This is a genomic window from Streptomyces sp. NPDC001108 (assembly GCF_053598535.1).
This window is the reverse complement of sequence record NZ_JBSFKL010000010.1, coordinates 84,387-98,151: the sequence shown is the minus strand read 5'-3', so window position 1 is coordinate 98,151 and position 13,765 is coordinate 84,387. Positions and strand designations below refer to the sequence as shown.

At 72.7% G+C, this 13,765-nt stretch carries 12 protein-coding genes; 5 read left to right on the top strand and 7 right to left on the bottom strand.

All coding sequences use genetic code 11. The features are described from left to right. Positions 1–19: 19 nt before the first annotated feature. From ACWC97_RS22535 to ACWC97_RS22525, 3 genes are all read left to right on the top strand, one after another. Positions 20–1,189, top strand: a complete 1,170-nt coding sequence (locus ACWC97_RS22535) for a serine hydrolase domain-containing protein (RefSeq protein ID WP_450651367.1) — start codon at positions 20–22, stop codon at positions 1,187–1,189. Further along, positions 1,186–2,010, top strand: a complete 825-nt coding sequence (locus ACWC97_RS22530; protein ID WP_450651157.1) for an SDR family NAD(P)-dependent oxidoreductase — start codon at positions 1,186–1,188, stop codon at positions 2,008–2,010. The genes ACWC97_RS22535 and ACWC97_RS22530 overlap by 4 nt, the downstream gene beginning before the upstream one ends. Positions 2,011–2,153: 143 nt before the next feature. After that, positions 2,154–2,597, top strand: a complete 444-nt coding sequence (locus ACWC97_RS22525) for a nuclear transport factor 2 family protein (RefSeq protein WP_450651155.1) — start codon at positions 2,154–2,156, stop codon at positions 2,595–2,597. 12 nt (positions 2,598–2,609) lie between these two features. On the opposite strand, the gene ACWC97_RS22520 is transcribed toward ACWC97_RS22525, so the two are convergent. Next, positions 2,610–3,602 (bottom strand): Lrp/AsnC family transcriptional regulator, encoded by a 993-nt coding sequence (locus tag ACWC97_RS22520; protein WP_352276826.1) that lies wholly within the window; start codon positions 3,600–3,602, stop codon positions 2,610–2,612. A gap of 336 nt (positions 3,603–3,938) precedes the next feature. Here ACWC97_RS22520 and ACWC97_RS22515 point away from each other — a divergent pair, with 336 nt between their 5' ends. Next, positions 3,939–5,543 carry an MFS transporter gene (locus tag ACWC97_RS22515; RefSeq protein WP_352277063.1) on the top strand — a complete coding sequence of 535 codons (1,605 nt, stop codon included), beginning with the start codon at positions 3,939–3,941 and terminating at the stop codon, positions 5,541–5,543. Positions 5,544–5,686: 143 nt separating this feature from the next. Here ACWC97_RS22515 and ACWC97_RS22510 read toward each other — a convergent pair whose 3' ends face one another. After that, positions 5,687–6,853 carry an SGNH/GDSL hydrolase family protein gene (locus ACWC97_RS22510; RefSeq protein ID WP_352276828.1) on the bottom strand — a complete coding sequence of 389 codons (1,167 nt, stop codon included), beginning with the start codon at positions 6,851–6,853 and terminating at the stop codon, positions 5,687–5,689. 436 nt (positions 6,854–7,289) lie between these two features. Here ACWC97_RS22510 and ACWC97_RS22505 point away from each other — a divergent pair, with 436 nt between their 5' ends. Next, positions 7,290–7,853: a GNAT family N-acetyltransferase gene (locus ACWC97_RS22505; RefSeq protein ID WP_450651153.1), complete on the top strand. Its 564-nt coding sequence runs from the start codon at positions 7,290–7,292 to the stop codon at positions 7,851–7,853. Between the two features lie 38 nt (positions 7,854–7,891). Here the strand turns inward: ACWC97_RS22505 and ACWC97_RS22500 are convergent, their stop codons facing one another. From ACWC97_RS22500 to ACWC97_RS22480, 5 genes are all read right to left on the bottom strand, one after another. After that, a complete protein-coding gene (locus ACWC97_RS22500) occupies positions 7,892–8,743 on the bottom strand; it encodes an EamA family transporter (RefSeq protein ID WP_450651151.1) in 852 nt (283 codons plus the stop codon). Then, the gene (locus tag ACWC97_RS22495; protein ID WP_450651149.1) at positions 8,740–9,237 is read right to left on the bottom strand and encodes a YbaK/EbsC family protein; all 498 of its coding nucleotides are present in this window, start codon (positions 9,235–9,237) and stop codon (positions 8,740–8,742) included. The genes ACWC97_RS22500 and ACWC97_RS22495 overlap by 4 nt, the downstream gene beginning before the upstream one ends. Before the next feature lie 53 nt (positions 9,238–9,290). Beyond that, positions 9,291–10,928 (bottom strand): penicillin-binding transpeptidase domain-containing protein, encoded by a 1,638-nt coding sequence (locus ACWC97_RS22490; RefSeq protein WP_352276835.1) that lies wholly within the window; start codon positions 10,926–10,928, stop codon positions 9,291–9,293. Positions 10,929–11,292: 364 nt separating this feature from the next. After that, complete coding sequence (locus ACWC97_RS22485; RefSeq protein WP_450651147.1) at positions 11,293–11,658, bottom strand: SH3 domain-containing protein; 366 nt, start codon at positions 11,656–11,658, stop codon at positions 11,293–11,295. Positions 11,659–11,993: 335 nt separating this feature from the next. Next, positions 11,994–13,763 (bottom strand): dolichyl-phosphate-mannose--protein mannosyltransferase, encoded by a 1,770-nt coding sequence (locus ACWC97_RS22480; RefSeq protein WP_352276839.1) that lies wholly within the window; start codon positions 13,761–13,763, stop codon positions 11,994–11,996. Positions 13,764–13,765 lie beyond the last annotated feature (2 nt).

Genomic DNA, 13,765 nt, shown 5'->3' with positions numbered 1-13,765 from the left:
AGCAGGCGCCGGTGCGGGCGTGGACGTACGCGGCACGGTGGCGGCCGGATTCGAACCGGTCCGGGACGCCTTCGTCCGTAACTTCGAGCAGCGCGGCGAACGCGGCGCGGCCGTCGCCGTCTACCGGGACGGCCACAAGGTCGTCGACCTCTGGGCCGGGACCCGGGACGTTGACGGCACCGAACCCTGGGCCCTGGACACCGTTCAGGTCGTCCGCTCGGCCGGCAAGGGCATCGCCGCCGCCGTGCCGCTCCTCCTCCACCAGCGCGGCCAACTCGACCTGGACGCCCCGGTCAGCACGTACTGGCCCGAGTTCAAGGCCGTCGGCAAGGAACGCACCCTCGTCCGCCACCTCCTCGCCCACCGGGCCGGACTCCCCGCCCTCGACTGCCCGCTGACCCCCTCCGAGGCCGCCGACGGGATCTCCGGCCCGCAGGCCGTCGCCGCCCAGCGCCCCCAGTGGGAGCCCGGCACCGACCACGGCTACCACGCCCAGACCTACAGCTGGCTCGTCGGCGAACTGGTCCGCAGGGTCACCGGACGCACCGTCGGCCGGTGGATCGCCGAGGAGATCGCCCGCCCGCTCGGCCTGGACTTCTGGTTCGGCCTCCCCGCCGACGAGACCCACCGGGTCGGCCGGATCGGCCCCGTCGAACCGCCCGCCGCCACCGGCACATCGGACGGCGGTGTCCTGCGGATGCGCCCCAAACGCTCCGTCACCGAGGCCTACCGCGACCCGGAGTCCCTCACCCGCCGCGCCTTCGGCGCCATCGACCCGCTGCCCGACGAGAACGACCCCGGCTACCGGGCCGCCGAACTCCCCGCCTCCAACGGCATCTCCACCGCCCGCGCACTGGCCCGCGCCTACGCCGCGATGATCGGCCCGGTCGACGGCCACCGCCTCTTCGCCCCCGCCACCCTCACCCTGGCCCGCACCGAGGAATCGGCCGGCCCGGACCGGGTCCTGGTCGTCAGCACCCGCTTCGGCCTCGGCTACATGCTGCACGGCCCGGCGGCACCGCTGCTCGCCCCCGGCTCCTTCGGCCACCCCGGCCGGGGCGGCTCGCTCGGCTTCGCCGACCCCGAATCGGGCATCGCGCTCGGCTACGTCACCAACGGCCTGCAGAAGGGAGTCACCGCCGACCCCCGTGCCCAGGCACTGGTCAGGGCAGTACGGTCGGCGCTATGACACCCACTCAACCCCCTGGAACGACACCGAGGTTCGACGGCTACGGCGTACTGATCACCGGAGCGGGCCGGGGCATCGGCGCCGCCACCGCACACCGGCTCGCCTCGGAGGGCGCCCACGTCCTGGTCACCGACCTGGACGGCGCCCGCGCCGCCCGCACCGCCGAGGCGATCCGGGAATCCGCGCCGGTCCGCGCGGCGGGCGGCACCGCCGAGGCGCTCGCCTGCGACGTCGCCGACCAGGACGCCGTCGAAGCGGCGGTCGCCCGCGCCGTCGCCGCCTTCCCCACCCTCGACGTGCTGGTCAACAACGCGTACGCCTGCTCCACCGACGTCCCGCTCTTCGAGGACGAGCCCGACGAGTCCTGGCAGCGCGACCTGGACGTCAGCCTCACCGGCCCCTACCGCTGCGCCCGCGCCGCCCTCCCGCACCTGGTGGCCTCGGGCCGGGGCGCGATCGTCAACATCGGCTCGGTCAACGGCGAGCAGGATTTCGGCAACCATGGCTACAGCGCCGCGAAGGCGGGGCTCGCCAGCCTCACCCGCACCCTCGCCGGCCACGCCGGACCGCGCGGCGTCCGCGTCAACCTGATCGCCCCCGGCACCATCCGCACCGACGCCTGGGCGGGCAAGGACGCCCAACTGGCACGCGCGGCCGCCCTCTACCCGCTCGGCCGGGTCGGCGAGGCGGAGGACATCGCGTCCGCCGTCGCCTTCCTCGCCTCCCGCGACGCCTCCTGGATCACCGGCACCACCCTCCGGGTGGACGGCGGCCTGACCTCCTCCAACTACGGCTTCCACCACGCTGTTTCGGACGCCTGACCCGCCCGGTGATCCACCTGCCGTCCCGGTGGTCACCCGGTCATTACCCCGGACGTCATCGACGACGTGTCCCCGCCGGGGCAGGGTGGGGCACGTCAACGACACCCGACAGGGGTTCCGGCACCGAGGACAGAGGAGCGGTCATGACCGTCAATCCGACCGTGAAGAACGCGAGTTCCGCCGCCGAGGCCACGCGCCGGGTCGTCCAGGAGTTCTTCACCGCGCGGGCCGCCGAGGACACGGAGCGGCTCGTCGCCCTCTTCGCGGACGAGGTCGACTGGCAGCTCGCCGAGAACCCCGCCGTCCCGTGGATCCGGCCGCGCTCCACCGCGGCCGAATGCGCCGCCCAGTTCGGGGAACTGGCCGCGCACACCGTGCCCGAGGACGCGCGGGCCTCCGTCGACACGTTCCTCGTCGACGGCACCGACGCCGTCCTGATGGGACACCTCGCGGGCACCGTGCGCGCGACGGGGAAGTCCTTCGAGGGCCCCTACGCGCTGCGCGTCACCGTCGAGGAGGGCCGGATCGTCCGGTTCCACCTCTACGAGAACAGCGTGTCGATCGCCGAGGCGTGCACCCCTTCCTGAGCCGCCCGCCCCTCAGGCGAGCGCGGGGTGGATCAGCCGCCCGTTCAGGATCAGGGAGGCGGCCAGCTTGAGGCGGCGCACCCGCACGCTGATCTCGTACCCCCTGACCCCCTCGGTCCGGGCGAGACGGCCGCTGAGGTAGCGGTAGAAGTGCTGTGCGTCCTCGCAGATGACGACGGCCATGATGTTGTGCCTGCCGCTGACCGCCGCGGCGAACGCGCACTCGTCGTGCCCGCTCAGCTCCTCGCCGACCTCCTGGAGCCGGGGGAGGTCGACCTGGAGCCAGAGGGTGGCGTTGAGCTCGTAGCCGAGGCGTTCGGGCACGGCGTCCACGTCGTAGACGAGCGCGCCCGACGTTTCGAGGGCCTCCAGCCGCCGGGCCACACGCGGCGCGGACCAGCCGGTGACCTCCGCGAGGCGGGTGTGGGAGGCCCGGCCGTCCTCCGCCAGCGCTTCGAGGAGCGGACGGTCCTCGTCGGTGGCGGGGCGCGGGGGCCCGGTCACCACCGGCCGGTCCGCCGTCAGCCGCCGCACCTGCTCGTCGGTGAGCGAGCCCTCCCCGCCCGACCAGCCGGTCGTCTCCGGGGAGCCGAAGGGATGGATCAGCAGGTCGACGCTCATGTCGAGGACCGACGCCGACCGGGGCAGCCGCCGCAGCAGCACGTTGTCGCCGGCCGTCCCGGCGGGGGAGCGGATGATGCAGATGATCTCCGAGCCCCCCGAGGCGATGCTGGTGTACGTGACCTCCGGCCTGCGGGCCAGCGAGTCCGCGAGCGGCCCCACCGCGTCCGGGCGGCAGCGCAGTCGCGCGATCCACTCGGACCGGCCGCGGGCGACGGGGTTGCTCAGCCCCACGACCCGGACGACCCCGCCGCGCTTCAGCGCGTTGTAGCGGCGGGCCACGGTCTGCTCGGACACCCCGACGACCTCGCCGAGGCGGCGGAAGGAGACCCGGGGCGAGCAGCTCAGTCCGTGGATGATTGTGCGGTCCAGATCGTCGGTCATGGAGGAATCCTCACACGTTCGGCGCCCTGGGCGGGGGTTTCATGACACCCGGCGGGATCTTTTGGGAGTTCGGCGCGGTCCGGGGCGAAGCTGGTCGGCGGCTCCGCGGGCGACCGGCGGCCCGCGCGGACCGTGGTGGTGCGCCGGTGCGCCGGACCCGCGAGCGGGCGCACGCCTGGCGGCGGCGCTCACCCACCCAAGCGCGCACACCCGCGCGAAGCGCCGGAGGAACCACCAGTGAACCCCCCAACGACCCAGGCCGTCCCGGACCGCCGGGCCGAGCACTCCGCCGGGAAGCCGGCCGCCGCAGCATCGGGGCGCGGCGTCACGCTCCTGATGGCCTGCCTGGGCGTCTTCGTCGCCTACCTCCCCGTGACCACCGTCTCGGTGAGCCTCCCGGCCATCCAGCGCGCCCTGGGCGCCTCCACCTCCCAGCTGTCCTGGGTGTCGGACGCGTTCGTGCTGCCGATGGCCGCGCTGATCCTGACGACCGGTGTGTGGGGTGACGTCCACGGCCGCAAGCGGGTGTTCCAGACGGGCATGGCCCTCTGTGCCCTGGGCGCGGCGATCTCGCTGTTCTCGGACTCGGTGCAGGGCGTGTGGGCCGGTCAGGCGGCCTCCGGCCTCGGTGCGGCGGCGCTGCTGCCCACGACGCTGGCCCTGATCAGCCACGCCGTCCCCGACCACCGGGAGCGCGGCAGGTTCATCGGCCTGTGGGCGATGTCCCTGATGGGTTCGCTCGCCGTGGGCTCGCTGATCGCCGGGACGCTGCTGGAGCACGTCGGGTGGCGCTGGATCTTCCTGCTGCCCATACCGGTCTCGCTGATCGTGCTGGTCGTCGCCGCGTTCCTGCTGCCCGACTCGCGCGCCCCGCACGGCCGCCGTCTCGACTGGCCGGGCCAGATCAGCGCGGCCGTCGCGGTCTCCGCCGTCGTCTACGGCGTCATCGAGGGCGGCGCGGACGGGTTCGGTGAGCCCGTCGTGGTGGCGACCCTGGCGCTCGGTGCCGTCGCCTCGGTCGTCTTCGTCCTCGTGGAGCGGCGCAGCACGAGCCCGATGCTGGACCTGGCGCTGTTCCGCAGCCCGGCCTTCACCGCCACCACCCTGGTCGCCATGATCAGCTTCCTCGGGCTGATCGGCTTCTTCTTCGTGCTGAGCCTGTACTTCGGCATGGTGCAGCACCTGAGCACGATCGACGCGGCGCTGCGGATGGTCCTGATGTCCGGTACGTCGCTGCTGGTCGCGGTGCCCGTCGGGCGCCTGATGCACCGGGTCCCGGCCCGGGTCCTGATCACCTCGGGCCTGGTCGTCGCGGCGGCCGCGATGTTCTCGCTGAACACCGTCGACGCCGGCACCTCCTACGGTGCGATGGCCTGGCGGCTGGTCCTGCTCGGGCTGGGCATGGGCGCCGTGATGACCCCGATGACGGCCTCCGCGGTCTCCTCCGTACCGTTCCGGCTCGCCGGGATGGCCGCGGCCGGGAACAACGCCTTCCGCCAGGTCGGCGGTGCCCTCGGCCCCGCCGTGCTCGGCGCCCTGCTGACCACCCGCGCCGTGGACGCGCTGCCCGGCCGCCTCGCCGACGCGGGTGTCCCGGACCGGACCGCCGCCCTCGTCGTCGACACCGCCCGCGAGCAGGGGCTCGGCGCCGTGGCCGGGCTCGACCTGGACGCGGCCACCGGGCAGGCCCTGGGCGCGCTGAGCGAGTCGTTCCTGGACGGCATGCGGCTCTGCATGACCGTGGCGGGCTCCCTCGCCCTCCTGGCCGCCCTCGCCTGCGCCCTGCTCCTGCGCCCGGCCGGGTCGGGCGCGGCGGTTACGTCCGCCGGGGCGACGGCTCCGCCGGCTCGGGACGGCGACGCGTCCGGCGGGCTCGGCCCCGGGGGTACCGGGCCCGGAACCGCTCCGGCGCCCGCGCCGGTGGCGGAGACCTCTCCCTGAGCCGTTCCAGTGCGCCTCCGGCGTGACGGAGGGACAGGGCGGCACGTTCCGGCCAACCCCGACCGGCCCCGAGGTTGTCCCCCGGCCGACCGGAGTCGACCGGGGGCGGAGAGGGTGCGGGGCCCGCCGGGTGGCGCCCCGGGCTACTTCAGGGCGTTGCGGACGGCGGCCTCGACCCGGGTGGCGGTATCGGCCTGACCGGTGGCGTTGGGGTGCATGAGGGTGGCCCGCTGGTCATCGGGGCACGACAGGGTGACCAGGCCGAGGGCGGTCTCCTGCGGCCAGTACGGGCCGCCCTCGCCGCAGATCCCCTCCACCCACTTCCTGGCCCGGGGCTGGCAGGCGTCGTGGCCGACGCTGGGGGCCGCGATGTCGATGTAGGTGTCGCCGCTCAGCTTCGTGAGGGCCTTGATGATCGCGTTGAGGTGGGTGTTGACCCCGTTCAGCCAGGCGATGTCCCCATGGGTGACGGAGATGCGGCCGAGGCCCTGGACGTCGGCGGCCAGTTCGCTGGAGTCCTGCCGGTCGCAGGTGGCGGGGTCGGACGGCACGATCGTGGGGTAGCCGACCGTGATGACCTTGGCCTTGGGTGCCTTCTGGTGGACGGCGCGCAGCATGGCGGCGTACTCCCGGGTGACCCGGTCGTATTTGGTCTGGATCGACTCGGGGTCGAAGACCGGGCCGTTCGCCTCGTAGGCGTCCCGGCAGGGGGCGGCCCCGTCCGACTGCCCGATCCCGCCGATCAGGCAGGACACGAACATCTTGGTGAACGGCAGGCTGTTGCCGCCGGCGCTGATCGTGACCACGTCGGTGCCGGCATTCATCCCGGCCCGACCGATCTGGGAGGACACACTGGGCCAGCCGCCCTCGGGCGGCTCCACCAGGCTGACGGGGGTCTGCCGGTCGGTGGTGATCTCCTTGATGGTGGCGCCGCCGCAGCTGACGTCGGTCAGTTTCACGGCCCGGCCGCCCGGCGGGTCGGCGGCCAGCTTGCGTGCGACGAGGCTCGGATACGCGCCCGTCGTCCGGTCGCACCCGTCCCGGCCGGGATTGCCCAGTGCCGGACTCGGGTCGCCGACGAACTCCCCGCTCGTGTACGAGTCACCGAGCACCACCCACTGCGCGGGCTCGGCCTCCGGAGCCGGAGCGGGGCCCGGGGCCGTGGCCGGATCGGATGCCGGAGCCGCCGAGGCGCCGGCCTGCGCGGTGGCCACGAGCGTCAGTGTGGCCACCGCCCCCAGAGCGACCTTGCGGACGAATCCCCTGCCGTGCCCGGAACCGGCGGCGGGGGACGTCTTGCGGTGGAACACGGAAAGCCTCCTGGGGCAAAACAAAACGATTACGTATCGCACCCAAACAGCTACGTTTCGCGCCAGTCCAGCGGGCTGCCGATCATTCACTCCACTGGGTCTATCCGCGGCGGCATACCTGTGAATCACCGCATGTCAGAAGAGTCCCGGGTCAACCGTGAGGGGTACCGAACTGCCCGCCGAAACACGTGTACTTGACGCCCGCGACGAAATCGGCGGAGACGGCGGGCGAGGAACGCCGCCTCCGCAGCCCCGGACATCGGGGCCGAACCCGCGCCGTCTCCCCGCCCCCGAGGCAGAAGGTGTGACACTCGCCCCCCGACCTGTCACATCTTTTCGCGACCCCCACCGGGGGCCGGGGGCGCGGCACGGACCGTAACTACCGCCGTGTCCGCGCCCCTTGGTGATGCGGGGCGCCGATCCGTACGATCGGTCGATGCCCATTGCCACCACCCTGCGCGCGGACGCGACCCCGTCCGCTCCCGCCCTGCTGCTCCGCCCCTGGCGGCCGGCCGACGTACCGGCTCTCGTCGACGCGTTCCGGGACCCCGTGCTGCGTCGTTGGGTCATCCAGGTCCCGGACGGTTCGGCCGATGCGGAGCGGTGGGTGCGGTCTCAGGAAGAGGACTGGATCGCGGGAGTTCGGTTCGGGTTTGCCGTCATCGAGTGTCGGTCCGGCGAACCGCATGAGCGGTTGGCCGGGCAAGTCGCCCTCCGGAAGGCGGAGAAGGGAGTATCCGCCCAGGTCGGCTACTGGACCGCGGCGCACGCCCGCGGTCGCGGCGTCGCCCCGCGCGCCCTGGAAGCCGTCACCGACTGGGCCTTCGCCACCTGGGGGCCGGACGTCCTGGAGCGGCTGGAACTCCTGCACCAGGTGGACAACCCGGCGTCGTGCCGCGTCGCGCGCAAGAGCCGGTACGACTTCGACCGCGTCCTGCCCCCGGCGCCGCCCGCCTTCCCCGGCGAGGGGCACCTGCACATCCGCCGCCGGCCCGCCTGAACGGCGGTGCCGGGCAAGGGCGGTGCGGTACGACGCGCTCAGCCCGGGTGGAGCATCAGGCCGATGCCGATGACCATCAGACCGGCCGCGGCGATGCGCGGGGCGCCGAAGCGTTCCTTGAACAGGACCGTGCCGATGGCCGCGCCGACGATGATCGACGACTCGCGCAGAGCGGCGACCGGGGCCAGCGCGGCCCGGGTCTGGGCCCACAGGACCAGGCCGTACGCGGTCACCGACAGGGCCGCGCCCAGCAGGCCGCGCGCCACGAACGGGCGGAGGGCGGGCAGCAGTTCGGCGCGGCGGCGGTACAGGGCGTAGGCGGGGATGGCCAGGCCCTCCAGGACCATCAGCCACGCGATGTAGCCGAGCGGGGTACCGGAGGCGCGTACGCCGACCCCGTCCACGGTGGTGTACCCGGCGATGGCGAGGCCGGTCGCCCCGGCGGCCAGCAGGGCGGGCCAGTCCGGGCGGCGGCCCGAGCCCCGGATGCCCCAGAGCGCCAGCCCGACGAGCCCCGCCGAGGCCACCGCCACCCCCGCGGTGGTCCAGCCGCCGGGCCGCTCACCGACGAACACGGCGGCCAGCACCGTCACCACCAGCGGGGCCGTACCCCGGGCGATCGGGTACATCTGCCCGAAGTCGCCCAGGGTGAACGAACGCATCAGCAGCAGCATGTACGCCACATGGAGCGCCGCCGAGACCAGCAGATACGGCCAGGCCCCGGCCGCCGGGAGCGGGGTGAAGCAGGCGAGGGCCGCACCGATCAGCAGCCCGCCCCCGGAGATCAGCGTGAAGGAGACCAACTGGTCGCGGATGGCGTGCGCGATGGCGTTCCAGCTCGCGTGGGTGACCGCCGCGACCAGGACCGCCAGGGCGACCAGCGGGGTCACTTCGTCTGCTCGCGCACGTCCACCAGGGTGCCTCCGGCGTGCCCGATCAGGGACGTGGGGTCGAGCGGGAAGACCGTGTGCGGGGTGCCCGCCGCCGCCCACACCACGTCGTGGTCGAGGAGGCCGCGGTCGGCCAGCACCCGCGTCCGGGTCCGATGACCGAAGGGCGGTACGCCGCCGATGGCGTACCCGGTGGTCTCGCGGACCAGATCGGCCCCGGCCCGCTTGACCTTCGCGGCGCCCAGCTCCACCCGTACCCGCTCCACGTCGACGCGCGAGGAGCCGTCCATCAGGACCAGCACCGGCACGCCGTCGGCCTCGAAGATCAGCGACTTGACGATCGCGCTGAGCTCGCAGCCGATCGCGGCCGCGGCCTCGGCGGCGGTACGGGTGGCCTCCGGGAAGCGGCGGACCTCGACGCCGAGGCCCAGCTCCCGCAGGGCCTCGGCGAATCGGGGGTGGGCTTCGGCGGCGGTGGTGTCAGGAGTGGTCATGGCCGCACTCTACGGGCCGGGCAACTCGCCCTCACGGACGTTCCGTTCCTCGGTCACGGGCCCGCGCGCAGGACCGCCGCCACCACCGGACCGGCCGCGTCGCCGCCATGGCCGCCGGACTGGACGACCGCCGCGGCGGCCAGGTCGTTGCTGAACCCGGTGAACCAGCTGTTCGACGTGGACTGGCCGTCCACCTCCGCCGATCCCGTCTTGGCGCCCTTGTCGCCGCCGACCGTGGCCATCGCCTGCTTGCCGGTGCCCCAGCTCGCCGTCTGCCGCATCATCTCGGTGAGCTGCCCGGACACGAAGGCGGGCAGCGGGCGGGCGGCCCGCGCGATGGGGCGGTTGTCCAGCTCGGGGGAGACGAGGACCGGCTGGCGGAAGGTGCCGTTGCGGGCGGTGGCGGTGATCGACGCCATGTTGAGGGCGTTCATCTGGACCGTGCCCTGGCCGATGTACTGGGCTGCCGCCTCGCCGCCGGTCTCCTCGGGGACGCTGCCGTCGAAGGAGGCGACGCCGGTCTGCCAGTCCAGGCCGATGCCGAAGACGTCACGGGCCTCCTTCGCCAGAGCGGCGTCGTCCTTCGTGTCGTCGATCAGCTTGATGAAGGCGGTGTTGCAGGACCGGGCGAAGCTGGTGGTGAGGGTGCCGTTGGGGATCGAGAACCCGTCCAGGTTCTTGAAGGTGCGGCCCTGGTACATCGCGGTCTCCGGGCACTCGATCGGCCGGCCGGACGCCGCGAGGTTCTTCTCGATGAGCAGTGCCGAGGTCACGATCTTCATCGTCGAACCGGGGGCCTGCTTGCCCAGCATCGCCGCGTTGAACCCGGTCGCCGGATTGTTGGCGACCGCCCGGATCGACCCGGTGGACGGCTGGATCGCCACCACCGACGCCTGGCTGAACTTCTTGACCGACTCCTCGGCCGCCGCCTGCACCCGGGCGTCCAGGGTGGTGTGCAGCTCGCCGGGGCGGCCCTTGGACAGGGTGAGCAGCGTCTTGTCCGGGCCCTTCGCCTCGCCGGACTCGATCCAGGTCTCGATGCCCGCGGTGCCGCCGGCCTTCTGCCCGTACTTCTCGCGCAGGGTGTCGAGGATCGGGCCCAGGGAGGGGTACTTCTCCTTGGTGAGCTCCCGGCCGGTGTGGTCGAGGGCCTTGATCGCCGGGGTGCTCGGCCCGCCCGTCCGAAGCTTCGCGCCGTCGGTGAGGTCCGGGTGGACCACGGAGGGGGACCAGTCCACCAACGGGCGGCCGGTGGTCACCCCGCGCACCACGGTCAGCTCCGAGGCGTACGACCACGACGCGGACTTGCCCCCGTAGGAGACGGTCGCCTTCACCGTGTACGGGACCTTCGCGCCGGTCGGTGCCCCGGGCGTGATCACCGCCTTGGTGACATGCGCGTCCCCGCGGTACCCGGCGAGGAGCGGCTCGGCCTCGACGGGGTTGTTGGTGAGCTGGGACGCGGCGTCCGACTCGTCGTTCGCCCAGGCCAGCAGGAACTTCTTGGAGGCGTCCGCGATCTCCTCCTTGGTGACGGGCCCCGTCTTCACCTCGGTGGAGGCGGACGCCGTGTCCGTACCCCCGCCGTTCCCCTCGTTCAGCGCGGACCAGACGTTGTACGCCCCGTATCCCGCCCCGCCGACCACGACGGCGAGGACTCCACTGACCATTCCTATCTTCACTCCACTGCGCATATCCGCAGTCCCCCTCCCCGGAAGTTTCCGTTGAACATGTTCAACGGCATACTTCTGGGCACCTTACGGGAGGATGGTTGAAGCCGTGACGGTTGTTACCGGAACGCGATACGGGGTGGCGCGGACCGGCTCGTAGCCCGGCCACCACCATCTCTCGGCAGGAGCGGCGACGGGCCACCGGCGCCCGTACGGCGACACCGCGGGCCACGGCTACCGGTCGGCCGCCGGGCAGAAGATTCGCGTCGCCCTGTGCGGCGCCGACGCGGGCCCGTCCGACCTCGTTTGAACTCGTCCGACTTCGTCCGACGCGACGGGACGCCCCGGAGACCCAGCCTCCGAGGCGTCCCGTCCCATCGATGGCGCGTCAGTTGGCGCCCACGGCCACGCACTCCTCGGCGACCCAGCCGTCCCGGCCGTCGATCTTCACGGTCATCCAGCCGTTCCCGCCGCCGCAGGAGGTGTAGCTCTGGCCCTTCGTCACGCTCTCCTTGTCGACGCCGCAGGGCAGCCGACTGCCCGCCGCCATCGTCCCGATCCCCGTGTACCGGGTTCCGGGCCCGCTGCGGATGTTGAGGGTGCTGCCCGACACGTTGTGGATGTAACAGCCGGTGGCCACGGTGACGGGCGCGGCGGCCGGTGCCTCGGTGGCGTTCACGGGGAAGGCGGCCGCACACGAGAGTGCGGCCGCCGACATGCCGCCAACTACCAGGGCCCGCATGGAGAAACGCATTTTTTACCCTTTCGCCGAGAACCGTCCCAATGTGCTGAAGGGTAATTTCGCCGCCATGGCCCGAGAAGGTCCTTTACCGGCACAGCGGCGTGAAAGGGGCGATGACCGCCCGAGAGGGCGACACCCTCGAACGCGGGTGCCAGGGGGCGGCAATGCCGGCAGCGAGATGGGCGGCCCTGTCCTGGGACCGTCCCCGCGCCTGCGGGGACAACGGCTCAACCTACTCACGTGAGTAGGTTGAGCCCTGGACCACCCCCGCGCCTGCGGGGACCACATGTTCCTGGCCAGGCCAGGCCAGGCCAGGCCAGGTCCGTCGCGTACGCGGTTGCCCGTGCTCAGATCCAGGTGTCCAGCCACATCCGGTCGCGCCACGAGCCGTCCGGGATGGAGGCGCCCGTGTAGATCGGCCAGAAGTAGATGAAGTTCCAGATGATCAGCAGGACCAGGACACCCGCCGCCACCGCGCCCAGGGTCCGGCGCCGCTCGCCGGTCGGGTCGTCGCCCGTCGTCGTGAGCCCCGGTGGGCGGGGGCCGGTTCCGGCCGCGGGGCCCAGTAGGCCGCCGATCATCATCGTCACCGCCAGACAGAGGAACGGCACGAAGACGACCGCGTAGAAGAGGAAGATCGTCCGCTCCTGGTACATGAACCAGGGCAGCCAACCCGCGGCCACCCCGCAGGCGATCGCGCCCGCGCGCCAGTCGCGTCGGAAGATCCACCGCCACACCACGTACACCAGGGCGAAGCACGCCGCCCACCACAGCAGCGGCGTCCCGATGGCCAGCACCTCGCGGGCGCACTTGCCGGTCTCCGACGCCGCGCAGCCGGGCTCCTCCTCCCAGAAGTACGAGACGGGGCGGCCCAGCACGATCCAGCTCCAGGGGTTGGACTGGTACGTGTGGCCGGACGTCAGGTTCACGTGGAACTCGAACACCTGGTACTCGTAGTGCCACAGGCTGCGCAGCCAGTCCGGCAGCCACGTCCAGTGGCCGCCCTGCCCGTCGGTCGCCGCCCAGTTCCGGTAGTAGCCCTTGCCGGTGACGATCCAGCCGGTCCAGGAGGCCAGGTACGTGCCGATCGCGACCGGCACCGTCGACACGAAGGCCGGCAGCAGATCCCGCTTCAGCACGGTGAGGTACGGCAGTGCGGCGCCCGCGGTGCGGCGCGCGCCGACGTCCCAGAGGACGGTCATCAGGCCGAAGGCGGCCAGGATGTACAGGCCGTTCCACTTCGTGCCGAACGCCAGCCCCAGCATCAGGCCCGCGACGATCCGCCACGGCCGCCAGCCCAGCCGCAGGCGGTCGGCGGTCCACGCGTCCGGCCGCAGCACCCCCTCCTCGTCGACCGGCAGGGCGGCGGCGAGCCGGCGCCGCGCCCAGTCCCGGTCGATCAGCAGCGCACCGAACGCCGCCACCACGAAGAACATCAGCACCAGGTCGAGCAGCGCGGTCCGGCTCATCACGAAGTGCAGGCCGTCCACCGCCAGCAGCGTCCCCGCCAGGCAGCCCAGGAACGTCGAACGGAACAGCCGCCGCCCGATCCGGCAGAGCATCAGCACCGACACCGTGCCGAGCAGTGCCACCATGAACCGCCAGCCGAACGGCGTGAAACCGAAGAGCTGCTCACCGAGGCCGATCACCCATTTGCCGACCGGCGGATGCACCACGTACCCCGGATCGACCGGGATGTCGACCTTCGAGGGGTCGGCGAGGATCAGCTTGTCGACGTCCTTGGGCCAGTTGCCCTCGTACCCCTGGTGGATCAGCGCCCAGGAGTCCTTGGCGTAGTACGTCTCGTCGAATATCAGGGCGTGCGGGCTGCCCAGGTTCCAGAACCGCAGTACTCCGGCGACCAGTGCCACCAGCAGCGGACCGCCCCACGCCGACCACCGCACCAGCCGGTCGGCCAGGCGCGGGGAGACCCCGAGCACCGCCCACAGCTGGGCGCCGGGCCGCGTGTACGGCGGGACCAGGCGCTCGCGCAGCCCGATCTCGGGCCTGGGCACATGGCCGAAGCGGCGGAGCCGCCGCTGCCAGGAGGCCGATTCTTCGCCGTGCGGTTCCCCGGCGTCTTGGCCCTGCCGGGCTTCGGGCGCTGTACTCGTCACCG

Bases quoted from the DNA above. Each gene is read 5' to 3' on its own strand.
- ACWC97_RS22525 (WP_450651155.1), top strand. From the start codon at position 2,154: ATGACCGTCAATCCGACCGTGAAGAACGCGAGTTCCGCCGCCGAGGCC.
- ACWC97_RS22530 (WP_450651157.1), top strand. From the start codon at position 1,186: ATGACACCCACTCAACCCCCTGGAACGACACCGAGGTTCGACGGCTAC.
- ACWC97_RS22495 (WP_450651149.1), bottom strand. From the start codon at position 9,237: ATGACCACTCCTGACACCACCGCCGCCGAAGCCCACCCCCGATTCGCC.
- ACWC97_RS22515 (WP_352277063.1), top strand. From the start codon at position 3,939: ATGGCCTGCCTGGGCGTCTTCGTCGCCTACCTCCCCGTGACCACCGTC.
- ACWC97_RS22505 (WP_450651153.1), top strand. From the start codon at position 7,290: ATGCCCATTGCCACCACCCTGCGCGCGGACGCGACCCCGTCCGCTCCC.
- ACWC97_RS22485 (WP_450651147.1), bottom strand. From the start codon at position 11,658: ATGCGTTTCTCCATGCGGGCCCTGGTAGTTGGCGGCATGTCGGCGGCC.
- ACWC97_RS22520 (WP_352276826.1), bottom strand. From the start codon at position 3,602: ATGACCGACGATCTGGACCGCACAATCATCCACGGACTGAGCTGCTCG.
- ACWC97_RS22490 (WP_352276835.1), bottom strand. From the start codon at position 10,928: ATGCGCAGTGGAGTGAAGATAGGAATGGTCAGTGGAGTCCTCGCCGTC.